The following is a 21,117-nucleotide window of genomic DNA, read 5'->3' as shown; positions in this document are numbered from 1 at the left end:
GGTTCCTCGTCACAGCATGAGGCGGGCGGCGGCGGCGCCGATTGCGCCCGGAAAGGCAAGTACGATTGCCGACATCAGCATCTGGGTGGGCGCGGTGTCGTCCAGCCGACCGAAGGTCCAGAGCACATAGAGGCTGATCGCCATCGCAACGATATAACCCGGCAGGGTGAAGCGGAAGAAAGCGTGCCACCACGGCGTATCCTCCGGCAGTTCATGGGTACCCTTGAAGGCGACGGCGTAGACGAAGCCGTGCATGATGGCGATCGAAACGAAGATCGTCGCCAAGGCATGCCATGGTGTCATCTTGTAGGAGATCAGGATCACTTCTTCCGTCGGCGCGACGTTGAGATTGAGGAAAAGCGCGCCGACAGCCATCAGGAAAAGCTCACGGCTATAGCTCGTCGACAACTGGTCCGGCACGGCATCGCCGCCATCACCCTTGTCTTCATCGTTCCCGTCGGCCCCTTCGGCTTCGTTGTCCTCTTCATCGTCACCTGACGATCCACCGAGCTGCGACCGGCCAAGCAATGCGCCAATGCTGGCCGGCACCGCCTGGATCGCGATCTTGCCGAGCATTTCGGAAAACGGAGTATCCAGCTTGATATCGCCGAACAATGCGAGGATCGCCGCGCTCATGACGATCCCAAGCGCATAGGCAATGGTCGCATCCCGCCAAGCCTCCCGCCATGTCGAGGTTCGCTCGAAGCCGACGCGGTCCGCGAGTAAAACCAGGAGCGGAATGTTTGCAACCAGCAGAAGAAAAAGCCGGTAGCGCTCGATATAGAAACCGAGCTGCCACAGCTCCATCGTCATCAGCATCGGGATGCCGAACAGCATGGCACCTGCCGCTCCCCGGCCAAGACCGATCAGGAAAGAGCGCGGTTCCTCCCTGAGGCCACCCTCGGCAGCAACGCTCCCCAAATCCGCTCTCCTCACAGCTGTACCGAACAAGCGCACGGAAACCCGCAGAGAAGCGAAAATGTTCCATGGCCTCTCGCCAGAGAGCCAACCACTCTCTAGTTTCGTCGCAAATCGGAGGACACACCTTGCGCATCATCGATATTGTCGAAGTCACCAAGCCGATCGCCTCGCCGATCCGCAACGCCTATATCGATTTCTCGAAGATGACCGCGAGCCTTGTGGCAGTCGTAACCGATCAGGTTCGCGACGGACGCCGGGTCATCGGTTACGGCTTCAACTCCAACGGCCGATATGGCCAGGGCGGGCTGATCCGTGAGCGCTTTCGCAACCGAGTGCTAGAAGCCGATGCGAAGACTTTGCTGAACGACGAAGGCGACAATCTCGATCCCTCGCGCATCTGGTCGGCGATGATGATCAACGAAAAGCCCGGCGGCCACGGCGAGCGTTCGGTTGCCGTCGGTACGCTCGACATGGCGGTGTGGGACGCGACCGCCAAGATCGCTGGCAAGCCACTCTTCCGGCTACTGGCGGAAAAATTCGGCCGCGAGGCCGATCCGAAGGTCTTCGTGTATGCCGCCGGCGGATATTATTATCCCGGCAAGGACAATTCCCAGCTGCGCGCCGAAATGCGCGGTTATCTCGACCGCGGCTACAATGTCGTGAAGATGAAGATCGGTGGCTCCTCGATCGACGAAGATCGCGGTCGCATCGAGGCTGTGCTCGACGAGATCGGCCCCAATGCCAGGCTTGCCGTCGACGCCAATGGCCGGTTCGACCTGGAAACGGCAATCGCCTATGCCAGGATGCTGCGGGACTACCCCCTCTTCTGGTACGAGGAGGCCGGCGATCCGCTCGATTATTCGCTTCAGGCGGCGCTATCGGAGTTCTATCCCGGCCCGATGGCGACCGGCGAGAACCTGTTCTCGCATCAGGACGCCCGCAATCTTCTGCGGTATGGCGGCATGCGACCTGATCGCGACTGGCTGCAGTTCGATTGCGCGCTGTCTTACGGTCTCGTGGAATATCTGCGGACGCTGGATGTGCTGAAACAGTTCGGCTGGTCGCCTTCCCGCTGCATCCCGCATGGTGGTCATCAGATGTCGCTCAACATTGCGGCCGGCCTCGGACTTGGCGGCAATGAAAGTTATCCCGACCTCTTCCAGCCCTATGGCGGTTTTCCCGACAGCGTGAAGGTGCAAGACGGCCATATCACCATGCCTGACCTGCCGGGTATCGGCTTCGAAGGCAAATCTGACCTGATCAAGGTAATGCGGGAACTGGCCGAATAAATTCAGCGATCGAAAAGATCCTGCCACTGCCTTTCGCCGACCAGACAGTCGCTCATCGGCTGTTTGCCGGCGGTCTTCTGAACGGTTGCAGGCGGCATGAGCCCGCTGATCTCCATCACCAGCTTGCGGCGTACCGCGATGGCGAAATCGTCGATATCATGAACCGGCAAGACGAATGAGCCCGGCCCGCCGATGACGCAATCGCCGTAATATTTATCGAGCCCGCCGGGGGCGCCGGAGGGCCGCAGCATCAGTGCCAGACCATTGATGACAATGCCGGCTTCGACCGCCTTGTCACGAGCTGGCACGACCGGATTACCGGAATTGTTCGGCCCGTCGCCGGAAACGTCGATGACCTGGCGCATGCCGCGATAGGAATTGGCGACGATCATCGTGGCACCTTGGGCAATAGCCGCGGAAATTGAGGTGCGGCGCTGTGTATTGATTGGCCGCGCCTCGAGTCGGTCGGCAAAGGCCCTGGCATCCTGCTCGTTTGCGATGATCTGCCAGTCGATGACCGACCCCGGAACGACTTCACCCGCCCATTCGAAATAGCTGATGGCAATGCGGCCGGTGAGCCCGGTCCTCACTGCATCAATGAATTCCTTGTGCTTGAGCGCCTCAACATAACCCTCGCGCTGGACGCGCACCTCCTCGTAATCCATGGAGCGGGATGTATCGACGGCAAGGACAAGCTCGACATCCACCTCGCCGCCTTTTCCCTGCGCCATAACGGTCGGCAGCGCCGTTGCAGAGGAAAGGCTCATGAGCATCGCGAGTGTTGTAAGCATCGGCAACCCAATCACTGCGTTCGTCGTAACGAAACTGTAACACAGGTTGGAAGGAGGGCGACTCCTGCCCGAATACTTCCCTTCAACTTTCAGTGAAGGGTTTTACTCGGCGGCGACCATGACCGGCTGCGGCCCATTTGCCAGCGCCTCCATCAGGCAATCCATGATCGCCTTGCGTAGCGCGTAGGTATTGGCATTGGTACGCTTGTGATCCAGGCACTGGGCGGCCTCGACCAGATTCATCCCTTGATGAACAACAATCTGATGGGCACGGTTCATCGCCCAATGTTCAATAGAATGGCCAGATTCATTGGCACGGCTTTGTTCACTCAAAGCAGCCTCGCTAATCATTAGCTTCGTTTGGATGCGGATCATTTCGCACTTCCGAAACTAACTTGGAGCTTTAGATTCGTGAATCCTTTTCTTCTTCGTATCTTCGATAGAAGGAAGAATTTTGACTGTAAAATCAGTAATTACCAATTCTCATGATTTAGAAATATTGGTCGTAATCCGAAAAACTATCAGCTTTTAGAGATTGCGGTTGGCCGTTGTTAAGCGGTTACCCGCATCGCTAGACCCACCCGTTGAGGCGGCCACCCGCCTCAACCAGTCATCACGCAGTCCCTGTGAACTCAGGCAGCCCTCTTGGACGTCACGTTGCGCAGATAGGGCATGACTTCCTTGGAGTAGATCTCCATGTTCTTGCGGGTCAGTTCCGCCGGCAAAGTGCCGAACTGCAGGAGCGTCAGTAGATGGCCGAAACCGATCTGGGACTGGTATTCTTCCAGCTTCTCACGCACCGTCGCCGGACTGCCGCAGATGAACTTGCCCTCTTCGATGACGCTGTCGATCGTCTGCTTCATCGCATGGCCGGCCTTGGCGGAGAGCGCCCCGACCATGGATTTCACCGAGGTGTATCCGGGCGGCAGCAACATCTCCATCGGCATGCGCAGGAATTTCTGCAAGAAGGCCTCGATATGCTCCTTGGCTTCCCTGCGGGCGATCTCGTCGGTTTCGGCCACATAAAGCGGCAGCGACCAGCCGAGTTGATCTTCGGTCGCCTCGTAACCATAGCCGGCGGCAACATCCTTATACATCTTCATGTATCGCGCGACGATGGAGACCGAAGCGAAGGTCTGCAGATAGGTATATTTGCGGTCCGGATGCGCTGCCCATTCGATCGTCTCGCTCGAACCCTGGCTCGGGATCCAGATCGGCGGGTGCGGATTGTCCTGATAGACCCGCGGCCAGACATTCACATAATCGAAATTGTAATGCTTGCCTTCGAAAACGCTCGGACCTGGCTGCGTCCAGCTTTGCAGGATAAGGTCATGCGCTTCCTGGAAGCGTTCATGGCTGAAGGCCGGGTTGACGCCCCAGGAATGATATTCCGCGCCGATGCCGCGCACCATGCCGGCGATCAGGCGCCCGCCGGTAATATTGTCGATCATCGCGAACTCTTCCGCGACGGTCAGCGGATTGTTTAGAAGCGGCAGAGCGCGGCCGAGCACGGCGATCTTGACGTTCTTAGTGCGGCGCGCCAACGCGCCGGCCATCACACCAGGGATCGGCATGAGACCATAGGCGTTTGAGTGATGCTCGTTGACGCAGATGCCGTCAAAGCCAAGCTGATCGGCATATTCCAGCTCGTCCAGATAACGGTTGTAGAGCTGATGGCCCTTCTTCGGATCGAAATAAGTGTTCGGCAGCGTCACCCAGGCGGAATTGTGCTTCTCGTCGTAAGAGAGATCGAGATCCGCATAGGGCATCAGATGCATGAAGTAGAATTTCATCGCGTTGCCTCCCGGATGAAGCCATCGACCAGCTGGACGAAACGGTCGCTTTTTTCGATCTGCGGCAGGTGACCGCAATTCTCGATGATTTCCAGCCGCGAATTAGGGATGAGATCGCGCCATGCCGGGCCGTAGCCGGCAGGCACGACCTTGTCGTTGTCGCCCCAAAGGATCAGCGTCGGTACGGAAATCCTGTGCAGCCACTTGTGCAGGTCGGGATTGTAAAAGCGCGGCTCCCAGGCGAGCTTGGCCGTGGTGAGCTTGTTCTTGAGAACCGTCTCCAACACTTCCTTCGAAGGAGGGACGGCAAGCATCTGCTCGGCATAGGACTGGTCATGGAAAAGGTTGCGGGCCGTCTCTTCCGCATTCCACATGAAGACGTCGCCCTTTCGCAGACCCTTCACGCGAATGCCGGCTGGCGCCACGACGGCAAGCGAAGCGAGCTTGGTCTGATTTCGAATGGCGATCTCGGCCGCCAACCAGCCACCGATCGAACCACCGACGAGATTGACCTTATCGAGGCCGAGATGGTCGATGACGTCGAGATAGAAGAACGCAAGGTCGGACATCCCGTCCAGCCATTCCGGCGAACCGGACGCGCCGAAACCAGGATGCTCGGGCACGATCACCTCATAACTCTCGGCCAATTTTTCCATAAACGGAGCCCAACGCGCAGCGCCGCTCGATCCGTGGAGAAACAGGAGCGGCGCACCTTTGCCGCCGCGCATGAACCGGACGTTACAGCCGGTTATGGTCTCGGTACTTTCGGTAAAGCTCATCGGCTTTCATCCTCCCCAAGATGTAAAGGTATACAAGTCAGCGATGTCGCCGCGATCAGCGCTCCTCCGCGCCGCAGGCATGACAGCAATCTGTATAACCTTTTTGAGAGGGTCAATATGACTCTGTCAAATTTTGATTGATAATAGCAAATTTCTAACTTGCTTCTTCCGAAGTTGCATACAAAAGTGGCGCGGCTTGAAGGGGTGGGGTTGAGGTTGAAATGCTGCGGCTTGGCAGCCACCTCATCCGCCTGCCGCCACCTTCTCCCCGCTGGGGAGAAGGGAAGTTGCTGCAACGCCGCTATTCCCTCCTCTCCCCTCGGGGAGAGGGTGGCCGAGCGGAGCGGAGGCCGGGTGAGGGGGCTCCGGGCGCCAACGCGAAATACGAGGGAGAAAAATGCACGCCGAAAAACTCTTCGATCTCAAAGGCCAGGTGGCAATCGTCACAGGCGCCGCCAGCGGCCTTGGCCTTGCGATCAGCAAAACGCTCGCCGCCAATGGCGCGCATGTGGCGCTCATCGACCTCAACCCGGAAACGCTCGCCGCTGCCTATCAGTGGCTGAACGGCCAGGGTTATTCGGCCGAGAGCCATGAGGTGGACGTGTCCGACAGCACGGCCCTTCGCAACGCGATCGACGGCATCGCCGAAAAACATGGCCATCTCGACATCCTCGTTGCCAATGCCGGTATCAGTGGTGGGCCGAATTCCCGCACCGAAGCGGGTGCGATCGAAAATGTCAGCGACGAATTGTGGAACAAGGTGGTGGACGTGAACCTCACCGCCACCTTCGTCGCCATCCAGTCCGCCGCCAAGCAGATGAAGAAACAGAAAAGCGGCCGCATCGTCGCGATCGCCTCGATCGCCGGTCTGCGCGCCGATCCGATGACCGGTTACGCCTATGCCTCCAGCAAGGGCGCCGTCGTCAATCTCGTCAAGCAGGCGGCTTGGGAACTCGCCCCTTATAACGTGCTGGTCAACGGTATCGCACCCGGCCCCTTCCGCACCAATATCGCCGGTGGCCGCATCCGCGAACCGGAGATCGAAAAGGCTTTTGCCGATACCGTGCCGCTCGGCCGTATCGCCGAGACCGACGAGATCATGGGCCTGGCGCTGCTTCTGTCGTCGAAGGCGTCGAGTTTCATGACCGGCGCGGTGATACCTATCGATGGCGGCACCGTGGCAATCTGAACAGTCGCAGAAGGTTGCAATTGACAATATCAGGCTCCCTGCTTTACCTCTCTGAAGAGGAGACGAGGAGCCGGCCCGAAAGGGTGCTGAATCGACGAATGTCGAAGACATTCGCCTAATGAGTTCGGAGGAACGACCATGAACATCGCGACCAATCCCGCCTCCCCTTCCGAGGCATATTCTTCGGCGCGCCTTTTGATCGACGGTGTCTGGCAAGAGAACGGCGACAGGAAAACGCAACCCGTCGTCAACCCGGCGACCGAAAAGCCGATCGGCACCGTGCCGCATGCAACTGCCGAGGATCTTGACCGCGCACTCGAAGCCGCCCAGCGGGCCTTTCCATTGTGGCGTGCGACAAGCCCGCGCGAACGCGGCCGCATCCTGAAGCGCGCCGCGCACCTGATGCACGAGCGGCAGGAAGAAATCGCCCGCATCGCGACACTGGAAATGGGCAAGCCGATCGCCGAGGCGAGGCTCGAAACGCATTTTGCATCTGAAGAAATGGAATGGTTCGCAGAGGAAGGCCGCCGCACCTATGGCCGCATCATCCCCGGTCGTCTCGGCGAGACCCGCTTCCAGGTGGTCAAGGAGCCCGTCGGCCCGACTGCCGGTTTCTCGGCATGGAACTTCCCGGTCGGCAATGCCGCCCGCAAGATGGGCTCGGTGCTCGCCGCCGGCTGCACGATGATCTACAAGCCCGGCGAAGAGGCTCCGGCGGCGGCGGCGGCCGTTGCCCAATGCCTGATCGATGCGGGCGTGCCGGCCGGCGTGATCGCCGTCGTGTATGGCGTGCCGGATTTCATCTCGCGCCACCTGCTCGCCTCGCCGGTCATCCGCAAGATCTCGTTCACCGGTTCGGTCGCGGTTGGACAACATCTTATCCGGCTCGCCTCCGAAGGCCTGAAGCGCACGACTATGGAACTCGGCGGTCATGCACCCGTGCTGATCTTCGACGACGCGGATCAGGCGGCGGCGCTGGAAATGTCGGTGCAGCGCAAATACCGCAATAGCGGCCAGGTCTGCGTCTCGCCGACCCGGTTCTTCATCCAAGCCAAGTCCTACGAAGCCTTCTGCGCCGGCTTTGCCGACAAGGCTTCAAAGCTGAAGGTTGGCGATGGCCTCGACGCGGCGAGCAATATGGGCCCTCTGGTGCATGCCCGCCGTCGCGACGCCATCGAGGCGCTGGTGCAGGATGCGACCTCCAAGGGCGCCAAGCTTCTCGCCGGTGGTCACCGCGTCAACAACGAGGGCTTTTTCTACGCCCCGACCGTACTCGCTGATGTGCCGGACGACGCCCGGATCATGAGCGAGGAGCCCTTCGGTCCCGTCGCCGTGCTGAACCGCTTCTCCGATTTCGATGATGCCATCACCAAGGCGAACAAGCTGCCTTACGGCCTCGCGGCCTATGGTTTCTCGAACTCGCACAAGACCATCGCTAAGCTTTCCGACCAGCTGGAAGCCGGCATGGTCGGCATCAATTCCTTCAACATTTCCATGCCGGAAACGCCGTTCGGCGGGGTGAAATACAGCGGCCATGGCTCTGAAGTCGGGATCGAGGGCGTCGAGGCCTATATGGTCACGAAGACGGTCAGCATCACGTAATCGGTCGATTGGTTTCAAAGATTTCCAGAAGGACTACAATTATGAAACACGAAAAGCCGACCGGCACATTCGCCGCCGAAGCCGTGCTGACCCACATGAAGGCCGCCGGCATCGACGTGTTGTTCGCCAATGGCGGCACAGACTTCCCGTCGATCATCGAGGCCTTTGCCCGCCAGTCCGAGACCGGCCTTAAGATGCCGGAAGCGCTGGTCATTCCGCATGAAGGCGTCGCCGTCGGCATGGCGCATGGCTATTACCTGATGACATCAAAGCCTGCCGGCGTCATCGTCCATGTCAATGTCGGCCTCGCCAATTCCGTTATGGGTCTGATCAATGCTCGCTCGGAAAACGTCCCAGTCATGATGTTCTCCGGTCGCACGCCGATCACCGAACACGGCCGTTTCGGCTCACGCTCCTCGCCGATCCATTGGGGCCAAGAAATGTTCGACCAGGGCGGCATGGTGCGCGAAGTGGTCAAGTGGGACTACGAGCTGCGTTATGCGGAACAGGCGGGCATTGTCATCGACCGCGCCATGAGCATCGCCATGAGCGAGCCGCGTGGCCCGGTCTATCTCAGCCTGCCGCGCGAGGCACTTGCGGAAGGCGCGAAGATCGAAGACGGCCAGCGATCCACCGTGACGCCGACCACCTACGGCCCGGCCGATCCAGCGCTGGTGGCGGAAGCCGCCGATCTGCTCGCCAAGGCGAAGAACCCGCTGATCATCTGCCAGAGCCCGGAACTTGGCCCCGACTTCGAACCGCTTTCAAGCTTCATCGACAAGTTCGCCCTGCCGACCGTCGAGATGTGGGCAACCCGCCTGGCGCTGCCCTCAGATCATCCGATGATGATCGGTCGCGACTCGACGCAGGTGCTGAAGGAAGCCGACGTCGTCCTCGTCATCAATGCCGCCGTTCCGTGGATCTCGGATCATACCGAGCCGATGGAAGGCGCCAAGATCATCGCCATCGGTCCGGACCCGCAACATAGCCGCGTGCCTATACGCAGCTTCCCGATCGACATCGCACTCGCCGGCGGGATCAACAAGACGATTGCGGCACTCGCCGCGGCAATGGCCGAGCGCATGCCCGCGAGCGAAACCTTCTCCGAACGCCGCGAGAAGTGGGCAAAGGTGAAGGCTGCGCAGGTGGAAGCCGCCACCAAACACGCCGCCTTGGGCAACGGTTCGCCGATGACGCCGGCCTATGTCAGCCGCTGCATTTCCGACATCATGGACGACAAGACGACCGTGGTGAACGAACTCGGCATCGACCCGTCGGTCATGAACTTCACGCATCCGAAGGCCTTTTTCTCGACACCGCTTTCCGGCGGGCTCGGCTTCGGCGTGACCGCGGCGCTCGGCGCCCAGCTCGCTGCCCAGAGGCAAGGCGAAGGTCGGCAGGTGATCGCCACGGTCGGCGACGGTTCCTACATGTTCGCCAACCCAGTCGCCTGCCATCAGACGGCAACCGCGCTGAAACTGCCGCTGCTGACGATCGTCTTCAACAACGGCATCTGGAATGCGGTGCGCCGCTCGACGCTTTACATGTATCCAGACGGCAGTGCTGCGACCGCCAACATCATGCCGATCACCGCGCTTGACCCGGCCCCGGACTATGCAGCCGTCGCCCGCGCACACGGTGCCCATGCGGAACGAGTCGAAAACGGTGCAGACCTGCCGGCAGCCCTGCAAAGAGCGCTCGCCGCGACCAAGAGCGGCCAGCAGGCCATGCTCGAAGTCATGGTTTCCTATTAAGGCGGCGACGATGGCGGGAGGAGCAGGAGACGACGCAAAACTTGAGACGCTGGCGGAATTCCGCCGGCGTTATCCGATGGTCGGCGACCTCGAAAAGCGGGCGAAATGGCGCATCCCGCGTTTCGCCTACGAGTTCCTGCAGGGCGGCGCGGGCGACGAAACCGGGCTGAACCGCAATCGCTCTGCCCTGAAGGCGGTCGAGGTCGTGCCGCGTTACGGCATTGACGTATCGAAGGTCGATACGTCGGTCGAACTCTTCGGCCGGCGCTACGCGGCACCGATCGGCATCTCGCCGATCGGCTTCGACGGGATGATGTGGCCGGGCGCAACTGAGCGCTTCGCCAAGGCGGCGCAGGCGCATAACATTCCCTATATGGTCGGCACGCTCGCCTGTTCGACGATCGAAAAGGTGGTGGAATGGGCACCTGACGTCACCTGGTTCCAGCTCTATCCGATGGCGCCGAACACCCACCAATATTCTCTGGAAATGGCCGAACGCGCCCGCGTGGCCGGGGCAAAGGTTCTGGTCGCGACGCTGGACGTGCCGGTGCGCGCCAAGCGGCCGCGCGATCTTCGCAACGGTCTCACCATGCCATTCCGGCTGACCCCGAAGACGATGATGGCGGCAGCGATGGCCCCTTTCTGGCTCGATGCGATCCGCCGCATGGGCATGCCGACCTTCGCCAACATGGCCGGTTTCGCCGGAGCGCCGGACCGGGTGACCACGTCCGCCTTCGTACAGAAACATATCGGCGGCGGCTTCCCCTGGGAGCAGATCGCCCGCATCCGCGACAAATGGACCGGGCCTATGATCGTCAAGGGGGTTATGCATCCGGCGGATGCGGTAAAGGCGTTGTCGCTTGGGCTGAACGGAGTGGTCGTCTCGAACCATGGCGGACGGCAGTTCGATGCTGCGCCCGCGACGATCGACGTGCTGCCGGAGATCACCCGCACTATCGGCACGCGCGGCACAGTCCTCTTCGACAGCGGCGTCGTTTCCGGCGTCGATATGCTTAGGGCGCTGGCATGCGGCGCGAATTCCTGTTTTGCCGGCCGTGCCTTCATGCTGGGGCTTGCAGCGTTGGGAGATCACGGCGCCACGCATATGGCGCAGGCCTTCATCGAAGAATATCGCATCGCGCTCGGCCAGAACGGGCTGTTAAGCTCGGACGAGGCCCGCCATGCGCCCGTGCGCCATCCCGGCGCCTGGACGGCAGACAATTTCCAAATTCGCACCTGACATCGTTCCCGGGAGGGGAAGTCCATGAAAGTCGCAGACGCCATCATCGAAATCCTGAAGCGCGAAGGGATCGAGATTATTTGCGGTTATCCCGTGAACCACGTTCTCGAACATGCGGCCATGGGCGACATTCGCCCGATCATCGTCCGTCAGGAACGCCATGGCCTACATATGGCCGATGCCATGTCGCGGCTTTCTTCCGGCAAGACGATCGGCGTCTTCGCCATGCAGCTCGGTCCCGGCACGGAAAACGCCTATGGCGGCATCGCCCAGGCCTATTCGGAATCGGTGCCGCTGCTGGTTCTGCCGATGGGCTACGAGCGCCGCGTCGCGCATGTCGGCGCCAATTACAATGCGACCCGCTCGATGCGCGACATCACCAAATCCGCCGAGCCGATCACCTCGGCAGAAGAAATTCCCAACATCTTCCGCCGCGCTTTCTCGAAGCTGCGCAACGGCCGAGGCGGGCCGGTGCTGATCGAAATCCCGAACGACATGTGGCAGGACGAGGTACCGGAACCGCTGAACTATCGCCCGGTCCTCGCCACACGCTACGGGCCGGACCCGGCTGCGGTCAAGGAAGCCGTCGATCTGTTGCTCGCTGCCAAGCGCCCGGTTCTTTATGTCGGCCAAGGCGTGCACTATGCCGAAGCCTGGCCGCAGGTGAAGGAGCTCGCGGAACTCCTGGCTCTGCCGGTCTCAACCAGTCTCGAAGGCAAGAGCGCCTTCCCGGAAACCCATCCGCTTTCTATCGGCGCCGGCGGTGCGGCAATCTCCAAGACGCTCCGGCATTTCCTTGACACGTCGGACGTAATCTTCGGCATCGGCTGCTCCTTCACCGAAACCGCCTTCGGCGTGCAGATGCCCCTCGACAAGACGGTCATCCACGCCACGCTCGATCCGGACCACGTCAACAAGGATCTCGAAGCCAAGGTGGCGTTGATCGGCGATGCAGCGCTGACTCTCGATGCGGTGCTTGCCGAACTCAAGGCTCGCAATACTGCCCAGCGCGACAGCGCGGAAGTCGCAGCAGAAATCGCCAAGGTGCAGGAAGAATGGCTGTCCGAATGGATGCCGAAACTCACTTCCGACTCGAAGCCGCTCTCTCCCTACCGCGTGCTTTGGGACCTGCAGCATACGGTCGATATCGAGAACACGATTATCACCCACGATGCCGGCAGCCCGCGCGACCAGCTTTCGCCCTTCTGGAAATCGGTGAAGCCGCTGACCTATATCGGCTGGGGCAAGTCCACCCAGCTCGGTTACGGCCTCGGCCTAGCAATGGGCGCCAAGCTGATGCATCCGGACAAGCTCTGCATCAATGTCTGGGGCGACGCGGCGATCGGTTTTACCGGCATGGACTTCGAGACGGCAGTGCGCGAGCGCCTGCCCATCATGTCCATCCTGCTCAACAATTTCTCCATGGCGATGGAACTGCCGATCATGAAGGTCTCGACGGAAAAGTACCGCTCGACCGATATTTCCGGCGATTACGCCGCCTTCGCCCGCGCGCTCGGCGGGTACGGCGAGCGGGTCACCGACCCGGCGGAGATCATCCCGGCCATCAAGCGCGGTATCGAACAGACGCAGAAGGGCGTGCCGGTCCTGCTCGAATTCATCACCGCGCAGGAGATTGCCCGGTCGCGTTACCACCGCATGCTGACGGGTGAGAAGAAATGACCTCGCTGCAATCCACGCTCGATGCGCTGAAGTTGCATTTCGGCGATCGGCTTTCGACCACCGAAGCGGTGCGCGAACACCACGGTCACGATATGTCCCGGCAACCAACGCGGCTGCCGGATGCGGTGGTCTTCGCAGAAAACGAGGACGAGGTGGCCCGCGTCGTCTCGGCGTGTTTCGAGGCCGGCATTCCGGTGACGCCGTTTGCGGCGGGCTCCTCGATGGAGGGCCACACGATCCCACTGAAAGGCGGCATCTCGCTCGACCTCACCCGCCTGAACCAGATCGTTGCGGTCAATCATGAGGATTCTGACGTGCAGGTTCAGGCCGGCGTCACTCGCAAGCAGCTCAACGCCCATATCCGTGATACCGGCCTGTTCTTCCCGATCGATCCCGGCGCGGATGCCTCGCTCGGGGGCATGGCTTCGACGCGAGCTTCCGGCACTACGGCCGTTCGATACGGCACGATGCGGGAGAACGTGCTGGCGCTGCGTGTCGTCACCCCGCAGGGCAAGATCATCACCACCGGCCGGCGGACTAAGAAGTCTTCGACCGGCTACGACCTGACCAAGCTTTTCGTCGGCGCGGAAGGCACGCTCGGCGTCATCACCGAAGTCACCGTCAAGCTGCATCCGATCCCGGAAACCATCGCTTCCGCCGTCTGCACGTTCGAGACCATGCGCGGTGCTGTCGAGACCGTCGTTGCGACGATCCAGAGCGGCATCCCGGTTGCCCGTATCGAATTCCTCGATGAGGTGGCCGTCGAAGCTGCCAACCATCATGCCGGCCTGACGCTGAAGGTCGCCCCTACCCTCTTCCTCGAATTCCACGGCAGCCCGCGCTGGGTGGAGGAGCAGTCGAACACAGTGGCCGAACTTGCCGCCGATTTGGGAGGCTCCGACTTCCAATGGTCGACCCGCACCGAAGATCGCGAACGGCTGTGGAAGGCGCGCCACGAGACGATTTATTCCAACCAGACGCTGCGGCCCGGCTGCAAGGCTTTCACCACCGATGTCTGCGTGCCTATCTCGCGGCTGGCCGATGCCGTCATGGCGGCACGCGAGGACATCGACGCTTCCTTTGTGATGGGCAAGATCATAGGCCATGTCGGCGACGGTAATTTTCATGTCGGCTATCTGATCAAGCCGGAAATTCCGGAAGAGCTGGCAGAAGCCGAACGGCTTGCGGAACGGCTCTACCAGCGCGCCATGGACATGGGCGGCACGTTCAGCGGCGAACACGGGATCGGCATCTCGAAGCTTAAATATTTGCGCCGCGAACATGGCGATGCGGTCGATATGATGAATGCGATCAAGGCAGCGATCGATCCGAAGGGCATCATGAATCCCGGGAAACTCGGGCAGGTGGATTAATTCCGGCAAGCAATGCGGTGAGCTGCGTGTTCCCCGGCGGAACGAATCCTTTCGGTTGCTGTTCTGGTCTCGCTCAATAGAAGGAGGCCAGAATGTCCGGCATGAGCCTTTCCGATCTGTCTGAAAAGATGCGCGATATCGATATCGCCATGCTCGCCACCCATACCGATGGTGGCGCCATCGCCGCCCGCCCGATGAGCAATAATCGCGAGGTCGATTACGACGGCGATTCCTGTTATTTCACTTGGGATGAATCCCGAATGATCGACGACATCAAGCGGGACCCAAAGGTCTCTTTGACCTTTCAGGGATCGAATATGTTTTCGGTTGCTGTTGAAGGCAAAGCAGAAGTCATCCACGACAAGAAGCAGTTCGAGGAACATTGGACGCCCGATCTCGACGAATGGTTCGCAGATGGCATCGACACAAAGGGCCTCGCGATGATCAAGGTCCATGCCGAGCGCATCCACTATTGGAACGGCGAGGACAATGGCGAACTCACGGTGAACTAAAAGCCTAGGGCCAATCTCGAATGCGCGGACAGTGAGGAGGAACGCAGGATGATCATCCGGTCCGGAAGTTGCCTGTGCGGCAAGGTGCAATACAACGTCAGGGACGCACCCGTGAGGATAGGCCTTTGTCATTGCGCCGATTGCCGCAAGGAGAGCGGTTCGAGCTTCGTCACCTTCGGCATCTGGCCACGGAATGCCTTTGAGACGAGTGGCGAGGTCAAGTTCTTCCAGGGCCGGGGCTTCTGCCCTGAATGTGGTTCGCGTGTGTATAATGAGAGCGATGGCGATGAAGTCGAAATCCGCGTCGGTTCGCTCGACATGGCGCCGACCGACCTCGAACCTACCTATGAAGTCTGGGTGAAGAGGCGGGAAAACTGGCTTCCCCAGCTCGACATGCCGCAATTCGAGGAAGATCGCCGCTGAGCCGCATGACGGAGAATACAACGCATTGCCGTCATTCTCGCGCGTTATAGACTGCCGCCGATATTTTAGGAGATTCGGATCATGGATTTGCTTGAAAAGGCGATAGGGATTGCAACTGAGGCCCACCAAGGTCAATCTTCCAAGACAGGCGGCCCTTTCATCGATCATGTACGACGTGTCGCGGAAGGCGTTTCCGGCGAAGACGAAAGACTGGTCGGTTGGCTGCACGATGTCGTGGAGAAAGGCGCTGGCTGGACCTTTGACCGCTTACTGCAGGAAGGCTTTTCTGAACGGGTGGTCGATGCGGTCGATGCCATGAGCAAGCGCGACGGCGAGGAATATTTCGCCTTCGTCCGCCGCTCGATCAAGAACCCGCTGGCACGGAGTGTGAAGCGTGCGGATCTCACCGACAACCTCGCCCAGATGCGCCAAATGGGCGGAGACGGGTCGAAATTTGCAGAGGGGCTGCGCATCCTCAACGAAGAATATCCGGACGGTTAGAGCAATTCCAGCAAAGGCGGAAAGCGGTTTGCGTCTGGAATTGCGTAAAACAAAGACTTAGAGCTGTTACTCAATTCCACAAAAAGCGGAACGGCTCCAGGAACTCCCGGACTGCTCTTCCGTTCGTTTCCGCGGGCCGCGAAAAGGCCGCGGATAAAGCAGGATGGGCTCATGGAACTCAAATCTCAGGTCGCATTGGTCACGGGTGCCGGGTCCGGTATCGGCAAGGCTGCAGCATTGAAGCTTGCGAAGGAAGGTGCGAGCATCGGCGTGCTCGGCCACACCCTTGATGAGATCGAACGTACTGCTCGTGAGATTGAGCGGACCGGCGGCAAGGCGCTGGTTCTCGAAGCCGACGTTTCCAATGCCACCCAGATGCAAAATGCCGTGGACAAACTCGCCGAGACGTTCGGGCGGCTGGATATCGTCGTGGCAAATGCCGGCATCAACGGCGTCTGGGCACCGGTCGACGATCTCAAGCCGGACGAATTCGACCAGACGATCGCCGTCAACCTGCGCGGCACCTATCTTACCTTTCATGCCACCGTACCGCATTTGAAGAAGCAAGGCGGCTCAGTGGTCGTGGTCTCCTCGATCAATGGCAACCGCACCTTCACGACACCGGGCGCCACGGCTTATGTGGCCACCAAAGCCGCGCAAGTGGCGATCGTCCAGCAACTGGCGCTGGAACTCGGAAAACACCGTATCAGAGTAAACGCGGTCTGCCCGGGCGCCATCGATACGCAGATCAACGACAACACCAAAGTGCGCGGCGCAAAAGAAACCGCAGTGCCGGTGAAATATCCTGAAGGGGATATTCCGATCACCGGCGGCAAGGCTGGCGAGAGCGACGAAGTCGCAGATGTTATCCTTTTCCTGGCATCCCAGCGGTCTAAGCACGTGACGGGTACGCCGATCTATGTGGACGGAGGGCAGGGCCTCCTGCGATAAAGCCGGACCTTCGTCCAAACGCCTCTATGGCAAGCGTAAACCGAAAGTCCATAGACCCCCGGACTTAAGTCCCAAACCGACTGATCTCTGGAACCCGCCTCGTCGGCAGGCGTTCAATCCCCGTACAAAAACACGAGGTTACACCCATGAAGAACCTTATCATCGCAACGGCCCTTGCCGTGACTTCCATTTTCGCGTTTGCCCCGGCAAGCTATGCTCAGGGCGCAAGCGTTACCATTACCACCGGCGACGGCCCGCGTTATCACCGCCAGCATGATCGTCCGCGCTACTATCGCGAACGCGAACGTCCGCGTCATGTCCGCGACTGGCAGCGCCCGCGTCATAGCTGCATGACCAAAAAGGTCCGCAGCTATCGCAATGGCCACCTGGTCGTGAAGACGACGCGGGTTTGCCGCTGATATCAGAATATCTGCCGGTTGAAGCTTCAGATCTTCTGCGTTTAAAGTGGCTTTGAGCCCCATGCGCAGGAGACCGTTATGCAAAAACCGGCAGATTTTGCTCCCGTCATCGTCATCGACTTGCAGACAAACATGTTCGATGGCGCTGTTGAGCCGCCGATCCATGTGGCCGACACGATCGCCGCACGCACCTGCAAGGTGATCGAATGGGCGCGGCGCGAGGGCCGCAAGGTCGCCTTCATCCGTCATGACGGCCCGGAAGGGGATCCTTTAGCCCCCGGAGAACCGGGTTGGCCCGTCTGGCCGGCACTCGGTCAGAATGGTGAAGAACCGACATTTTCCAAAACAGTCCGAAACTCTTTCAGCAATCCGAAGCTTGGTGCCTGGCTCGCTGAACTCAATGCGTCCGAAGTGATCCTGCTCGGCGCCCAGACGGATTTTTGTGTTGCCGGTACCGTACAGGGCGCAATCGCCAACGGGCTGAAGGTTACCGTCATATCCGACGCACACAGCACGCTTGATCAGCCGGGCGAGCCCGCTTCTTCCATCATTAATCGCTATAACGCGCAGTTCGCCGAAGCCGGCGTCAATATGGTTACAACGGATGCTTTGACGGCGTCCTGATCCTAAAACTCTGTGGCCTGACCGCCGTCGTAGCCGATCGGGCGTCAGCTTCATCGTCGAATGCCAACACCATCGAGTTCAAACCGGCGTGTGATACCGATCTCGCTTAGAAACACTTCGTCATGGCTGACGACCAGAAGCGCTCCATCATAAGCCCGCAAACCCGCCTCCACCGCCGCGATGGAATCTATATCCAGATGATTGGTCGGCTCGTCGAGAATGAGAAGCGAAGGCGGCTCGTTTCCGCCAAGTACGCAGGCCAATCCCGCCCGTAACATCTGTCCACCGGACAATGTGCCGACGATCTGCAACGCCGCATCGGCACGAAACATGAAGCGCGCCAATGCCGCCCGGCAGGCGTTCTCGTCGGAGTTCGGATTGAGGCGTCGGAAATTGTCGCGGATCGATAGCGCGGGATCGAGCAAACTCACTCGTTGATCCAGCATTGCGGTTTTGGCAAGCGCGCTGATGGAACCGGACAGAGGCTGCAAAGCGCCTGAGATCAATGAGAGAACCGTCGTCTTGCCAGAGCCATTCGGCCCCGTTAAAGCGACACGCTCCGGGCCGACGATTTCCAGCGAAAGATCGCGTAGCACGGGCTTTTCTGGATCATATCCCGCACGAACATTCTCGATCCTCAGAACGATACGGCTCGCCGGCAGTCCGGTCGATCGCAATGATACGGCCAGCGGCTGGAGAATCTCGATCTTGTCGCGGGCGGTCGACACATCTTCCGACGCCTGACCACGCAAGCGCTCTGCCAGCCGCGCATTTTCGCCGCTGGTATTTTCGGCCTTGCGCTTCAGCCCACCGGCAATGATGCGTGGCATATCGCCCCTTGCCGCCTTCTTTTTACCGACGCCATCCTTTCGAGCCTTTCGTTCGACCATTTCCTGAGCCGTGCGATTGACCTCAGAGATACGCTTCTCGGCGTCGGCCAGATCGTGTTCGGCTGCGGCCAGTTCGAGTGCCTTGCGCTCGCGGTAATGGCTCCAGTTTCCGCCATATCGGGCAGAGCTAAGCGTCGTCAGTTCGATGATCGCATCAACCGTATCGAGAAGCTCGCGATCGTGGCTGACGATGATCGCCCCACCTTTCCAGCCTGCGACAAGGTCGATCACTGCGCTCCGGCCGTCACGATCGAGGTTGTTGGTCGGCTCATCGAGGATCAGGAAATCGGGCGAATGGAAGATGAGAGCCGCAAGCCCGGCGCGGGTGCGCTGTCCGCCGGATAGCGTCGCGAGCGGCGTATCCGCCTCCGCCGGCAGGCCGGCACGCGCCAGAGCTTCCGCCATACGGGCCTCAAGCGTCCAGTCGACTTCGGCGAGCTCCTCCGTCGTAGCCTCACCCCGTTCGGAACGACGAAGTATCTGAAGAGCGTGACCTGCGCCAAACAGGCCGGCAACGGTTTCTTCGGCGCCGATCTGAACGCTTTGGCGCAAGATTTCGAACGTACCGGTGATCGCGATCGTACCGGCCGTGGGTAGAAGCTCGCCGGCGATCAGCTTCAGAAGTGTCGTCTTGCCAACGCCATTTCGGCCGACAAGTCCTACGCGCTCTGCGCCAAAACTCAGGTTAAGATTGGAAAAGAGTGGTCGGCCGTCAGGCGTGGACCATGAAAGATTTGCGAGCGTAATGGATGGCATGAATGGAATCCCGGATTGCAAGGCGAAGCGGCGCTGCGATCGAGGTAGAATCCATTTCAAACCGTCCTGTTGGTGCTGCGGATGGCGATCTCGTACCGAGGAAATGTGGGGGATTCAAGACGAGGAGAACCCTCGCGGGGTAGTGCGAGGGGTTCCCGTCGGGAGGACACGAGGCCACAGGAGAAGGCCTCAAGAACATTTAATCACAATCCTTGGAACATTGCCTATCTTGGCAGTGACCTTTTTTGGGTACGTGCACAAACGCGAATACCTGCACAGTCACTGCGGATATGTGGTCAGGACTGCTCTTTTCAGAACAGACCGTTAAGCCCGCTCCTCCCAGAGCTTTGCCAGTTCGACGACAGTCTTGACGGCTTTTTCCATATCCTGGCTGGAAACGAATTCCAGCGGCGAGTGGAAAGCGTGGCCACCGGCGAAGAGATTGGGGGTCGGCAAGCCCATGAATGAAAGGCGCGAGCCGTCTGTACCGCCTCGGATGCTGCCGCGCACCGGCTCCATGCCGGCCCGGCGGATTGCTTCGACCGCATATTCGACAATTTCCGGATTTTGGTCGAGGATTTCCTTCATATTGCGATACTGTTCGCGGATCTTGAACGAATAGCTGGACCCAGGATAGGCGGTCAGCACGTCCTTGGTGATCTGTTCGAGCAGTGCCTCCTTTGTTTTCAGTCCCGCAACTGTGAAATCACGGATAATGAAAGCGAGGTTGGCCTTTTCCATTACACCTGACACACCCGTCGGGTGAATGAACCCATCACGGCCCTTGGTGGTCTCGGGTCCCTGATCCTTCGGCAGGCGATCGATGATAGCGCCGAGGATGCGGATGGCGTTCTCCATCTTGCCGAAGGCGAAACCCGGATGCATCGCCACACCCTTGATATCGATCTCAACGGCATCGGCGGAGAAGGTTTCATCTTCGATCGTGCCGGCGGTTTCACCATCCAGCGTATAGGCGAAATCCGCGCCGAGCTTCTTGAAGTCCACCTTGTCGACGCCGCGGCCGATTTCTTCGTCGGTCGTGAACAGGATACGGATCGCGCCGTGCTTGATTTCCGGATTGTTGATCAGGAATTCGGTCGCCGTCATGATTTCTGCGATACCGGCCTTGTCGTCGGCGCCAAGCAATGTCGTGCCGTCGGTCGTGACGATATCGTGGCCGATCAGGTCTTTCAGGACCGGGTGTTCGGCAACGCGGATGACCTGGCTTTGATCGCCGACGAGCTGGATGTCGCCGCCCTGATAGTTCTTGACGATCTGCGGCTTGACATTGGTCCCGGAAAAATCGGGCGCCGTATCCATGTGAGCCGTAAAACAGATGACCGGAACATTGTTCTTCGATGTCGTCGCCGGGATCGTTCCGTAGACATAGCCATGTTCGTCCAGATGGGCATCGGTAACGCCGATAGCCTTCAGTTCGGCGGCAAGCAGCACACCCAGATTGCGCTGTTTCATTGTCGATGGCTGCGTCGGCGATTTCGCATCCGACTGGGTATCGATGACGACATAACGGAGAAAACGATCGGTAACGTTATCGGCCATGAGATGAAATCCGTATTCGTGATTTGAGGACCGGGAAGTTGTAACCGGGAGGGATGCAGGCGTGAAGCGC

At 59.8% G+C, this 21,117-nt stretch carries 19 protein-coding genes and 1 pseudogene; 13 read left to right on the top strand and 7 right to left on the bottom strand.

Translation table 11 applies throughout. From position 1 onward, the window contains the following. Positions 1-9: 9 nt before the first annotated feature. The gene (locus KX729_RS13290) at positions 10-921 is read right to left on the bottom strand and encodes a TIGR02587 family membrane protein (protein ID WP_246617570.1); all 912 of its coding nucleotides are present in this window, start codon (positions 919-921) and stop codon (positions 10-12) included. 125 nt (positions 922-1,046) lie between these two features. Between KX729_RS13290 and KX729_RS13285 the strand changes: the two genes are divergently transcribed. Beyond that, entirely contained in the window at positions 1,047-2,210 is a 1,164-nt protein-coding gene (locus tag KX729_RS13285) for a mandelate racemase/muconate lactonizing enzyme family protein (protein WP_281423222.1), read from the top strand. Between the two features lie 2 nt (positions 2,211-2,212). Here KX729_RS13285 and KX729_RS13280 read toward each other — a convergent pair whose 3' ends face one another. The 4 genes from KX729_RS13280 to KX729_RS13265 form a co-directional block, all read right to left on the bottom strand. Continuing rightward, complete coding sequence (locus KX729_RS13280) at positions 2,213-3,001, bottom strand: DUF1194 domain-containing protein (protein WP_219742935.1); 789 nt, start codon at positions 2,999-3,001, stop codon at positions 2,213-2,215. Between the two features lie 102 nt (positions 3,002-3,103). After that, entirely contained in the window at positions 3,104-3,376 is a 273-nt protein-coding gene (locus KX729_RS13275; RefSeq protein ID WP_312990998.1) for a hypothetical protein, read from the bottom strand. 257 nt (positions 3,377-3,633) lie between these two features. Further along, complete coding sequence (locus KX729_RS13270; RefSeq protein WP_219742934.1) at positions 3,634-4,794, bottom strand: LLM class flavin-dependent oxidoreductase; 1,161 nt, start codon at positions 4,792-4,794, stop codon at positions 3,634-3,636. After that, positions 4,791-5,573 (bottom strand): alpha/beta fold hydrolase, encoded by a 783-nt coding sequence (locus tag KX729_RS13265; RefSeq protein ID WP_219742933.1) that lies wholly within the window; start codon positions 5,571-5,573, stop codon positions 4,791-4,793. Before KX729_RS13265 ends, KX729_RS13270 begins: the two co-directional genes overlap by 4 nt. 397 nt (positions 5,574-5,970) lie before the next feature. On the opposite strand from KX729_RS13265, the gene KX729_RS13260 reads away from it, so the two are divergent. From KX729_RS13260 to KX729_RS13205, 12 genes and pseudogenes are all read left to right on the top strand, one after another. Beyond that, positions 5,971-6,762, top strand: coding sequence for an SDR family NAD(P)-dependent oxidoreductase (locus tag KX729_RS13260; protein WP_219742932.1), 792 nt, complete (start codon positions 5,971-5,973; stop codon positions 6,760-6,762). Between the two features lie 138 nt (positions 6,763-6,900). Further along, on the top strand, positions 6,901-8,364 hold the full coding sequence (locus KX729_RS13255; protein ID WP_219742931.1) for an NAD-dependent succinate-semialdehyde dehydrogenase: 1,464 nt from the start codon (positions 6,901-6,903) through the stop codon (positions 8,362-8,364). Positions 8,365-8,405: 41 nt separating this feature from the next. Then, a complete protein-coding gene (locus KX729_RS13250; RefSeq protein WP_219742930.1) occupies positions 8,406-10,118 on the top strand; it encodes a thiamine pyrophosphate-requiring protein in 1,713 nt (570 codons plus the stop codon). A 10-nt stretch (positions 10,119-10,128) separates the two neighbouring features. After that, positions 10,129-11,358, top strand: coding sequence for an alpha-hydroxy acid oxidase (locus KX729_RS13245; protein WP_219742929.1), 1,230 nt, complete (start codon positions 10,129-10,131; stop codon positions 11,356-11,358). A gap of 21 nt (positions 11,359-11,379) precedes the next feature. After that, a pseudogene (locus KX729_RS13240) lies at positions 11,380-13,038 on the top strand (thiamine pyrophosphate-requiring protein); the annotation flags it as partial. After that, positions 13,035-14,411, top strand: coding sequence for an FAD-binding oxidoreductase (locus KX729_RS13235; protein ID WP_219742927.1), 1,377 nt, complete (start codon positions 13,035-13,037; stop codon positions 14,409-14,411). The pseudogene KX729_RS13240 and the gene KX729_RS13235, both read left to right, overlap by 4 nt. Positions 14,412-14,503: 92 nt before the next feature. Next, positions 14,504-14,923 (top strand): pyridoxamine 5'-phosphate oxidase family protein, encoded by a 420-nt coding sequence (locus KX729_RS13230; protein ID WP_219742926.1) that lies wholly within the window; start codon positions 14,504-14,506, stop codon positions 14,921-14,923. A gap of 48 nt (positions 14,924-14,971) precedes the next feature. Continuing rightward, complete coding sequence (locus tag KX729_RS13225) at positions 14,972-15,346, top strand: GFA family protein (protein WP_219742925.1); 375 nt, start codon at positions 14,972-14,974, stop codon at positions 15,344-15,346. An 81-nt stretch (positions 15,347-15,427) separates the two neighbouring features. After that, positions 15,428-15,847 carry an HD domain-containing protein gene (locus KX729_RS13220; protein WP_219742924.1) on the top strand — a complete coding sequence of 140 codons (420 nt, stop codon included), beginning with the start codon at positions 15,428-15,430 and terminating at the stop codon, positions 15,845-15,847. 171 nt (positions 15,848-16,018) lie between these two features. Continuing rightward, positions 16,019-16,798, top strand: a complete 780-nt coding sequence (locus KX729_RS13215; protein ID WP_219742923.1) for an SDR family oxidoreductase — start codon at positions 16,019-16,021, stop codon at positions 16,796-16,798. Between the two features lie 146 nt (positions 16,799-16,944). Next, positions 16,945-17,217: a hypothetical protein gene (locus tag KX729_RS13210; protein ID WP_219742922.1), complete on the top strand. Its 273-nt coding sequence runs from the start codon at positions 16,945-16,947 to the stop codon at positions 17,215-17,217. A 78-nt stretch (positions 17,218-17,295) separates the two neighbouring features. Next, a complete protein-coding gene (locus tag KX729_RS13205; RefSeq protein WP_219742921.1) occupies positions 17,296-17,841 on the top strand; it encodes an isochorismatase family protein in 546 nt (181 codons plus the stop codon). A 50-nt stretch (positions 17,842-17,891) separates the two neighbouring features. Here KX729_RS13205 and KX729_RS13200 read toward each other — a convergent pair whose 3' ends face one another. After that, positions 17,892-19,487 carry an ABC-F family ATP-binding cassette domain-containing protein gene (locus KX729_RS13200; protein ID WP_219742920.1) on the bottom strand — a complete coding sequence of 532 codons (1,596 nt, stop codon included), beginning with the start codon at positions 19,485-19,487 and terminating at the stop codon, positions 17,892-17,894. Between the two features lie 324 nt (positions 19,488-19,811). Next, positions 19,812-21,047, bottom strand: a complete 1,236-nt coding sequence (gene pepT, locus KX729_RS13195) for a peptidase T (RefSeq protein WP_219742919.1) — start codon at positions 21,045-21,047, stop codon at positions 19,812-19,814. Positions 21,048-21,117 lie beyond the last annotated feature (70 nt).

This window comes from Neorhizobium populisoli (assembly GCF_019430945.1).
In the GTDB taxonomy this organism is placed as follows: Bacteria; Pseudomonadota; Alphaproteobacteria; order Rhizobiales; family Rhizobiaceae; genus Neorhizobium; species Neorhizobium populisoli.
The sequence above is the reverse complement of the archived record's forward strand: the minus strand, read 5'-3'. Positions and strand labels throughout refer to the sequence as shown.

Excerpts from the sequence above, each read along its gene's own strand:
- KX729_RS13280 (WP_219742935.1), bottom strand. The coding sequence starts at position 3,001 with ATGCTTACAACACTCGCGATGCTCATGAGCCTTTCCTCTGCAACGGCG.
- KX729_RS13275 (WP_312990998.1), bottom strand. The coding sequence starts at position 3,376 with ATGATCCGCATCCAAACGAAGCTAATGATTAGCGAGGCTGCTTTGAGT.
- KX729_RS13270 (WP_219742934.1), bottom strand. The coding sequence starts at position 4,794 with ATGAAATTCTACTTCATGCATCTGATGCCCTATGCGGATCTCGATCTC.
- KX729_RS13265 (WP_219742933.1), bottom strand. The coding sequence starts at position 5,573 with ATGAGCTTTACCGAAAGTACCGAGACCATAACCGGCTGTAACGTCCGG.
- KX729_RS13260 (WP_219742932.1), top strand. The coding sequence starts at position 5,971 with ATGCACGCCGAAAAACTCTTCGATCTCAAAGGCCAGGTGGCAATCGTC.
- KX729_RS13255 (WP_219742931.1), top strand. The coding sequence starts at position 6,901 with ATGAACATCGCGACCAATCCCGCCTCCCCTTCCGAGGCATATTCTTCG.
- KX729_RS13250 (WP_219742930.1), top strand. The coding sequence starts at position 8,406 with ATGAAACACGAAAAGCCGACCGGCACATTCGCCGCCGAAGCCGTGCTG.
- KX729_RS13245 (WP_219742929.1), top strand. The coding sequence starts at position 10,129 with ATGGCGGGAGGAGCAGGAGACGACGCAAAACTTGAGACGCTGGCGGAA.
- KX729_RS13235 (WP_219742927.1), top strand. The coding sequence starts at position 13,035 with ATGACCTCGCTGCAATCCACGCTCGATGCGCTGAAGTTGCATTTCGGC.
- KX729_RS13230 (WP_219742926.1), top strand. The coding sequence starts at position 14,504 with ATGTCCGGCATGAGCCTTTCCGATCTGTCTGAAAAGATGCGCGATATC.
- KX729_RS13225 (WP_219742925.1), top strand. The coding sequence starts at position 14,972 with ATGATCATCCGGTCCGGAAGTTGCCTGTGCGGCAAGGTGCAATACAAC.
- KX729_RS13220 (WP_219742924.1), top strand. The coding sequence starts at position 15,428 with ATGGATTTGCTTGAAAAGGCGATAGGGATTGCAACTGAGGCCCACCAA.
- KX729_RS13215 (WP_219742923.1), top strand. The coding sequence starts at position 16,019 with ATGGAACTCAAATCTCAGGTCGCATTGGTCACGGGTGCCGGGTCCGGT.
- KX729_RS13210 (WP_219742922.1), top strand. The coding sequence starts at position 16,945 with ATGAAGAACCTTATCATCGCAACGGCCCTTGCCGTGACTTCCATTTTC.
- KX729_RS13205 (WP_219742921.1), top strand. The coding sequence starts at position 17,296 with ATGCAAAAACCGGCAGATTTTGCTCCCGTCATCGTCATCGACTTGCAG.
- KX729_RS13200 (WP_219742920.1), bottom strand. The coding sequence starts at position 19,487 with ATGCCATCCATTACGCTCGCAAATCTTTCATGGTCCACGCCTGACGGC.
- pepT (WP_219742919.1), bottom strand. The coding sequence starts at position 21,047 with ATGGCCGATAACGTTACCGATCGTTTTCTCCGTTATGTCGTCATCGAT.